5 protein-coding genes and 2 pseudogenes are annotated in these 8,192 nt (G+C 45.5%); 6 read left to right on the top strand and 1 reads right to left on the bottom strand.

The genetic code is table 11. The annotated features are described in order from the left end of the window. Nucleotides 1–136 precede the first annotated feature (136 nt). From RLO19_RS22595 to RLO19_RS22570, 6 genes and pseudogenes are all read left to right on the top strand, one after another. Nucleotides 137–352, top strand: a pseudogene (locus RLO19_RS22595) (hypothetical protein); the annotation flags it as partial. Between the two features lie 15 nt (nucleotides 353–367). Then, a complete protein-coding gene (locus RLO19_RS22590) occupies nucleotides 368–3,595 on the top strand; it encodes a hypothetical protein (protein WP_446359662.1) in 3,228 nt (1,075 codons plus the stop codon). A 5-nt stretch (nucleotides 3,596–3,600) separates the two neighbouring features. Then, nucleotides 3,601–4,506, top strand: a complete 906-nt coding sequence (locus tag RLO19_RS22585; protein WP_446359661.1) for a hypothetical protein — start codon at nucleotides 3,601–3,603, stop codon at nucleotides 4,504–4,506. Between the two features lie 100 nt (nucleotides 4,507–4,606). Continuing rightward, nucleotides 4,607–5,737 carry a hypothetical protein gene (locus RLO19_RS22580; protein ID WP_446359660.1) on the top strand — a complete coding sequence of 377 codons (1,131 nt, stop codon included), beginning with the start codon at nucleotides 4,607–4,609 and terminating at the stop codon, nucleotides 5,735–5,737. Between the two features lies 1 nt (nucleotide 5,738). Next, entirely contained in the window at nucleotides 5,739–6,455 is a 717-nt protein-coding gene (locus tag RLO19_RS22575; RefSeq protein ID WP_446359659.1) for a hypothetical protein, read from the top strand. A 14-nt stretch (nucleotides 6,456–6,469) separates the two neighbouring features. Then, nucleotides 6,470–8,071 carry a hypothetical protein gene (locus RLO19_RS22570; protein WP_446359658.1) on the top strand — a complete coding sequence of 534 codons (1,602 nt, stop codon included), beginning with the start codon at nucleotides 6,470–6,472 and terminating at the stop codon, nucleotides 8,069–8,071. On the opposite strand, the pseudogene RLO19_RS22565 reads toward RLO19_RS22570, so the two are convergent. After that, a pseudogene (locus RLO19_RS22565) lies at nucleotides 8,068–8,192 on the bottom strand (IS630 family transposase); the annotation flags it as partial. The gene RLO19_RS22570 and the pseudogene RLO19_RS22565 sit on opposite strands and share 4 nt — an antisense overlap.

The raw sequence follows: 8,192 nt of genomic DNA, 5'->3' as shown, positions 1-8,192 counted from the left end.
AATACTCATTAGCTTCCTTTAGGAGTTTAATCAGTCTTTCTTTCTGCTCTTGAGACAGATGATTTTTAGCTGGCATATCCTGGCGACCGCGCTCTTTACCTTGTCTTTATATTATACAATTAAGCTGCGTAGCAGCTTAGTAGCCGCCGCTGCTTTATTCGCCTATAACCAAGCACAACAAGGAAACGATTGGCGTCCAATTGTCACACAAATTGCCCTAGCCTTCGGCATTGTCATCGCCCTTGATGTAGTCACCTTTTTGTTCATCGGTAATGGGACTGGCACTACCGCTAGATTAATGCCCAGTGTTCCCCCACTAGGAATCGGCACTATCCTAACATTTTTGAAATAAAACAAGGAGCCATCAATGACTTTACGAGATCCAGACAAGGACTTCATCAGAGTCAACAAAATCCTGGGTAAACAGGCAAGCATTGGCTTTATCCCTGCTAACCAAATCGTCCCTTGGTTCTTTCTGAGCATCATTGCATACATCTTTACGATGGGGTTTTTCAGCTTAGGGTTAGGTTGGTTCTTTACCGTCTCGCTTTGGTTAATCGTAAGCTGGTGGCTCCTAACAGGAAATCAACCCCATCTATTTACCGACAAATTCCGAAAGCCTCCTGGGGATGAGTGGTGCAACGGCGACAGTCTTTATATTTCTCCCATCCCTTCTAAACGTCCTGCCCGTATCCAAGGAAAAGCCTACCATTCAAAAATCAGAATCAAACTAAAGCCCAAAATTGTTCCCAATCAGTACGGAGGAACTAGCAGATTTATGCCCTTCCAAAACGAAACTAACCTCTGTTGTTTAGTCGAAATCAATAAAGACGGTAGACAAGTATCGGCAATGCTCCTCAATAACGGGTCTAGCTATCAACTGGTATTTGGATTTCGCACCCAAGGACTCCATAATCTACTGTTCAGAAGCGAAGTATCAGGGTTTGCCGTTTCCATTGAAGAAGGAATGAAAGATATCCTTCCTAGTGAAAAAATTACCTTCTGCACGGGATGCTATAGCGACGATACTACCAGACGCCAAGAGCTAGAGAAGTTGGCTGATACTGCTAATCTCAAACCCGTGTCCGTACTTATCCGAAACGAACAACGCCGCATTCAACAGCTAACCCATAAAGGCAGCAGACAGATATGGGAACAAATTGCTTTCTGTACTTGGACAGCAGATGGGGAAGGCGAACAAACATCGAGAGATTTTATTAGCAAAACCATTGATGGAGTGAAAAATTTGTGGGAGGCGCTCATTGGAACGATTACTGGTAACGCACGAATCTACAGGGAGCAGTTTTACACCAAACTACTTCTCAATGCTTTTGAAGAAGGATTCATTCGTTGGGAAATTTTGCTCAATACCAAGATGGAACTAGACATCAGTCCCATGAACACAGCCGAACTTTGGAAGTGGCTTTGGCAACGATTTAACAATGGTGAAGCTCCAGCCGTCCCTCAAGTTGTCAAATTAGAGGAAACCTCCACAGGCTATAAACTCAACGAAATTAAAACAACTGAAAAACACATTTGTACCGTCTTAATCGAAGGAATTAATGGTATATCGTCCTGTCCCGAACATCGCCAGAGTAACAATCGCGTCTATTTAGCAGGAAAAGGCAAAGAATGCGGTGTCCTGACGATGTACGACGCACCCACAGGCTGGACAAATACCCGACAACAGTTGAAATGGCTTTGGGAAGTTATGTCCTCAACCTACGTTCACAATACGGAAGCCTGGGTTGAAATTAGTGTAGGAAACAAAGTTGTTATCAACGACAACCTAGCTCGACAAGCTAAAGGAGCAAAAACCGCCAGTAGTCGGGCATTAATCAAAGGGCAAGGACGTGATATTGGTGCTGAAATTAAACAAGAAGAATCTTTTGACGCGCAACGAAGGCTTTACAAAGGAGCCGTACCGTTAAATACAGCCGTCGCTTTTTTGGTGTACAGAAACACTTCCGAAGAACTCAATCAAGCCTGTAATGTCCTGTGTAACAGTTTTGGAACCGCCAAAGTTATCCGCGAACGCAATATCGCCTGGGACATTTGGTTACAATGCCTCCCCATTACTTGGAAATGGCTGCTACACAGCGGTTCGTTTTTAAGCGAACGCCGCCTTACCCTCGATACCGAAACAGTTGCTGGAGTTCTCCCTCTAACCGTCCCTCGTGACATCGATAAAAAAGGAGTCGAATTCATCACAGGACGGGGTGGAAAACCAATTTTTATCGACCTGTTCTACGACCAAACTAGCCGCGCTTTGATTACTGGGGAATCAGGTTCAGGTAAGAGTGTTTTGGGATGGCGTTTTGCCATTGAAGCGTTAGCGAATAACATTCCTGTTGTGGGAATGGATATTAGCAGCGGCGGTAACAGTACATTCAAAACAGCCATTGAACTTCTGGGCAACCAAGGTGCATATTACGACATCAGCCAGGGTTCTAGCAACTTAGTAGAACCGCCAGACCTCCGCAAGTTTGACAAACCAGAAAGAGAACGGCGGATGGAATCTTGGAAGGAATTTATCCGCAAGGCACTGGTAGCGATCGCCATGGGCAAAATTCACAACCCCCACCTAGCACAGCGGGTCGATTCTCTGATCCTACGAATGCTCGATATGTACCTCAGAGATCCAGAAATTATTGCTCGATACAATAGGGCATTTGAAAAAGGTTGGCAATCTCCCGAATGGCAGCAAATACCAACTCTCAAAGACTTGCTGAGATTCTGTAGCAAAGAAAGACTCAACCTAAAATCTTTTGAGGATTTAGACAGACTCGCGATTAACCAAATCCTCAGCCAAGGAAATGCCTTACTCACATCCCGCTTAGGAAAAGCAATTGGTAGACCCAGTACATTTTCACCAGAACCGGCTGTCAAATTCTTTGCCTTGTCAGGACTATCCAACGAACAAGATGCTTACCTAATGGCAATTAACGCCCATACCGCTTGTATCCGCAACGCTCTTTCTCATCCCAAAAGTCTATTTATTGGCGATGAATTAAGCGTACTTCTGAAGAAAGATGGATTTGCATCAGTTGTTGGCGAACTCTGTGCAACAGGCAGAAAAGATGGTATAGCTGTCGTACTTTTAAGTCAAGACTTTGATGCTATCTGCGAGTGTTCGGCTGGCGCTCAAATTATGCAAAACATGGTTTACAAAATTACCGGAAGAATCACCAACTCTGGAGTAGCAGCCGCTCAAAGATACCTGGGCTACGACCCACAAATTATCAGTCGAAATGCCACCGAAGCTTTCTTTCCCAGAACTGCCGAACTCTCCTCCTGCTGGTTAATTGAAAAAGGAGGAAGATTCTGGCGTACACGATTCTATCCCGGAGAGATGATGTTGGCATCCATTGCTAACAACCAAAATGAAAAAGAAGCCCGCGATCGCATCCTGTCCCAATACCCTCCAACCCTTAAAGGACAACTCCAAGGGCTAAAACATTTTACCCAAGACTATATCCCAGCGGTAAAAGAAGGAAAAGGCTTTGACCACATCGGTCGAAACTCAAAAATGCCGATGAAGGCATCCACTCAACCAACCAACAACTCTAGACAACTTGTAACAAGTAAAAAATGAGCATCATGAAATCTCGAATTCAATTAATACCACGTCCGATTACAAAATTAACTGTAATCGCTCTCTTGCTCAATCTGGGGCTAATTGCCCAAATCAAGCCAAGCCAAGCACAAACGAATTCTCCCTTTGTCCCTGAAACGCAAACACCGGGAGTTAACACTCCAACTTCTTCTGGTAGCCTCTCTACTCCTATCGAAAGTACCCTGAAACAGGTCAATCAGTTTATGGATGACATTGGCGGCTTCGTAGAGAACGAACTATTCGATCCATTGAATGAGATACTTTCTTCCTCTCTAGGAGCCATAAACATTCCCGATTTGAGCCAAGTCAGCCGCCAAATTATCAAGGTTCCCACATCTAACATTGAAGGAACACAGCTATCAGATTTACTTGAAACCAAATCCAGCCAATTAGACGGCAAAGGCTCCTACTCCATCATGTCTGAATTTGACGGACAAGCCCAACGAAACGCGGCTGTTGGCATTGCTAATGGCTCCACTCTCAGCCAAGAAGCACAAGTGAATAGCCGCCAAGTTCTAGAAGCAACTAAACAAGACACCCAACAAAACATCCAACTGGGCGAAGAGTCCCAAAGCCTCGATGTTACCCAACAAATTCTACAGAACCTATCACAGCAAACAGCACTAAACGCACAAGTGAATGAAAGGATTCTCCAAGAGGCTCAACAAGGTCGTACCGACCGAGCCATTAACAACGTTTTGCTGTCACAAGCTGCCAAAGAAATATCCGCCATCAACACAAGCGATCGCCGAGGCAGCATAGCCTCTGGAAACCAAGCTAGCTTGCAGGCGGGAATGCTAATGCTTCCTGGTGGCGGTTACTTGGGAGAACAAACCGATAGCGACAGCCTAACACCTACCTCCAATAACAGGTTTGCTACTTCTAATTAGTAACCAAGCTTAACCAAAGTTACCTCTCTACCCAAATCAACACAGGCGCGTGGAATCAACTCCACCGCCAACAGTCCCTTGATATTTTCCCTTAAAACCAATGATGGAATTTCTAGCACAAATTACACCACCAACAACTGGGGGGGAAGGGTCAGCCTTAGACATTGTTAGCGAATCAATTAACCTGGCTAGGGCAACATCAGAATCTTGGAACAGACTTTGGATCGACACAATCGACCCAATTGCTTCTGGACTGTGGGTGGGTTTAGTATCCCTCGGTATCACCCTAGCTGCCGTTAGCATCCTCTTCTTAACTCTCACCAGTGGAAAAGACATCATCGAAAAACAGTCTTGGTCAGAGCTAGCCGCACTATTCATCTGGCCGCTTGTGATCATGCTGTTCCTGGGTGCTAACGGTAAATTGCTGGCAAATACCGTCATTTTTACCAGAAATTTTGCCTACAAACAAGTACAAAGCGTTCTCGAAGCCCAACTGGGAGAACTCACATTCAGAGACGCCATTGCAAACGTTACCATCAGCAACATTGGTAAACAACAACTAGAAAACCTCTACAGCGAGTGTCGAAATAAAGTCGGCGAAGAACTGGTAACTTGCTGGAATTCCAAGCGAGAAGCTGCTCAAAAAATTGTCGATGAAGCTGAAAGAAAAGCCGCTGGCTCCGCCTCTCTGCAAGCCTTACGAGCCTTTGCTGAAACACTTTGGAATAACAGTTTACCCGGTGCAGCCCAAGATGCCGTCACCTTCATAACTGACCCCGGCTCAGTATTTAGAGAAAAGGCAATTCCCATAATTCGATTCATCCTCTACAGCCTACAGTGGGCGTTCGTAAACATCCTCGAAGCCGCGCTGCTGCTGACAGCATTATTCTCACCCATTGCCATGGGTTTATCCCTACTCCCTTTACAAGGCAGACCAATTTGGGCTTGGGCAACAGGTTTCTTGAGTTTATTTGGCGTGCAACTTGGCTACAACATCATCGTCGGACTAGCAGCCGTTGTCCTGGTCAACTCTGGAGCCGAATTAGCTAGCGATGTCGCCTTTTTATTCTTTATCAGCATCTTCGCACCCGGATTAGCCCTTCTCATCGCCGGTGGAGGTGGAATTGCCTTGTACAACGGCATTGCTGGTAATGCAAAACAACTAGTCGATTTATTGAGTAACGCCATAGGAGCAGCAACAACCCTGGCAATTCACAAAGGATTTAGGTGACATGAAACTTCAACGATTCACGCAACCCGCACTGCTGCCTGAAGCCAAAAACTTACTCGCTTTATGCTTCCTAATTCTCACAGGGATCAATATCCTCACCCTCATCTTACACCTGTTTGTAGCATTCCGAATCAATTCGGTAGCGGCTATGAAAACAACCCAAGTCCAGTTAATCAATGGACAGACTTACTACGTTTCTGAACAAGATCGATTCTTCAGGTATCCATCCGTTATCCAAAACGTCGTAAAAAATTGGACTGAGTTAACCTTTAACTGGGACAACAAAATACCCGGTACTAACGAAATAGATCCAGGCATTAAGGTCAATTCAAAACGAGTTCCGACCAGCAGCTATTTTGCCTCATTATTAATGGAGCCAGAGTTCGGCAAAGCCTCCCTGTTTAAAATAGCGGAACTCGTCCCCAATACAGTTTTCTCCGGTCAATTACGCTCTACAGTTATCATCTCTTTCGTATCCGAACCCAGAGAAATTCGTCCAGGAGAATGGGAAATTGACATGATAGCGACACGACTGCTTGTAGACCGCTCATCAGGAAGAGATGAAAGAATTCCTTTCAATCGGACTTTTAGGTTAAAGGCTGTAGAAATCCAAACACCCCCTTTGGGAAGCCAAGCCTCCGCGTTTGAACAAAAAGTCTATGAACTTCGCTCTGCCGGATTGGAAATCACTAGGATTGCTGAATTCAACCCCAAGTAAACGCAGGTCAAAATATGAGTACGAACGAATTCCAAAACCAACCCGATTTTGATAACGAACCCGATGAAATCGAAGAAGGAGGAAGCCACTTACCTTCTGGCATTACTAAGGATCATCGGCTTAAGGAAATTAACTCCCTCAATGAAGTCAATAGCTACTCCCATGGTTATAAGGAGTTTCAGGTAGTGAATGACTCCAACTATGCCATCAATAACAGCAACGAAGAACTCAGTCCCGATGAGGAAAGGGAGTTAGCAGGCTACGACGAAGAAACAGACGAATTACTAGCATCTAAATACAGAATCAAACAAGAAAACGAGCCAGCAGAAATCCGTCCAGTTTCAGAAAAAGCATCAGTCCGTATGGTTTCAGTGCTAACTGGTACTGGAGTAGTTATCGGCATTTTGGGATTTATCTGGTTTACCTTTTTTGCTCCTAAACCCGTCAGCCAACAGGCAAAAACATCTACTCCTGAAGTTACTCCGTCTCCTCCTAATGATGAATCGGGAGAACTCAAAAGTCGTCTAGCTTTTCAAGACCAGCAACGAACCTTAGAAGCCCAACCCCCTGTATCCAAAGAACACCCAACACCCTCCCCTACTCCGACGCCTACACCTACATCAAAACCTGAACCAAAAGCTGTACCAGTTGCTAGAACCCCTCAGCCTCCAAGACCCGTTCAAAACTCTAATCCACCGCCCAGAGTAGTACAGACTGTTTCTCCTCCACAGCCACCTACACCACCGCCGCGTCCTACACCATCCCCACCGCGTTCCATACCATCACCGCCTCCGCCTCCAGCCGAAAAAGTAGACCCCTACGAACGCTGGGCACAATTAGCCTCTCTGGGGCAAAGCAGAGGAGAAGTTACCGAGGATTCAAATACCGAAAGTGCGATCGCCAGCAATTGGGCACCAATCACAGTAGGGACAACACCAACACCACTCCCTCAAGACCAACAACCAACACAGATATCAGCGACACCAGAGGCAGAACCAGGGATAGCCGCGATCGCTATTGGAGATACGGAAGTTGCCAGTTTAAACTCAAGTACAAACCCAAACCGAATGAGTGCAGGAGAAGCTGGCATTCTCTCCCGCACACCAGTCAACCCGAATAGCAATGATGGCATAGCCACAAAAGAGATAGCCATCGGGTCATCTGCCAGAGGTAGGGTAATCGTGCCAATGATTTGGGACGAAGCCGACCAAAGCCCAACAGCCGGAAGATTCGCCGTCCAATTAACTGAGGATATGAAGGCTACCGATGGCGCGATCGCCTTACCATCTGGCACTATCTTAATCGCTGAAGTAGAAAACGTAACTCGCCCAAACCGACTGGTATCTCAAACCGTAGTGGCAATTGTCTATCCCGACTCCAGCGGACGCATCCACCAGGTGCCGATACCTCCCGGAAACTTCCTAATTCGCGGCGCAGATAACCAACCTCTCATTGCTGAAGGTTTATTTGACAGAGGGTCTGAAATAGCAAAGACAGATATTTTAGTGGGAGTTCTCAGTAGTTTAGGACGAGTCGGAGAAATAATTAACCAACCCACCCAAGAAACGTTCAGTCAGCAAAATGGAGTTTTTGGAAATAAGCTGCTACGCAGCTAAACCGGATAAACAGCATTGCCTTTGTTTTTGATTTTTCTATTCCATTTAATTATAAGCTCTCCTTCATTTAATAATTTATGTAGCAATTTTTCTAGTTCTTCTACTGATTCAAATAGTCGAT

Source organism: Coleofasciculus sp. G2-EDA-02, from assembly GCF_040226375.1.
Classification (GTDB): domain Bacteria; phylum Cyanobacteriota; class Cyanobacteriia; order Cyanobacteriales; family Coleofasciculaceae; genus Coleofasciculus.
Note: the sequence above shows the minus strand (reverse complement) of the source record. Positions and strands in the feature narration are given on the sequence as shown.

Excerpts from the sequence above, each read along its gene's own strand:
- RLO19_RS22590 (WP_446359662.1), top strand. The coding sequence starts at position 368 with ATGACTTTACGAGATCCAGACAAGGACTTCATCAGAGTCAACAAAATC.
- RLO19_RS22585 (WP_446359661.1), top strand. The coding sequence starts at position 3,601 with ATGAAATCTCGAATTCAATTAATACCACGTCCGATTACAAAATTAACT.
- RLO19_RS22580 (WP_446359660.1), top strand. The coding sequence starts at position 4,607 with ATGATGGAATTTCTAGCACAAATTACACCACCAACAACTGGGGGGGAA.
- RLO19_RS22575 (WP_446359659.1), top strand. The coding sequence starts at position 5,739 with ATGAAACTTCAACGATTCACGCAACCCGCACTGCTGCCTGAAGCCAAA.
- RLO19_RS22570 (WP_446359658.1), top strand. The coding sequence starts at position 6,470 with ATGAGTACGAACGAATTCCAAAACCAACCCGATTTTGATAACGAACCC.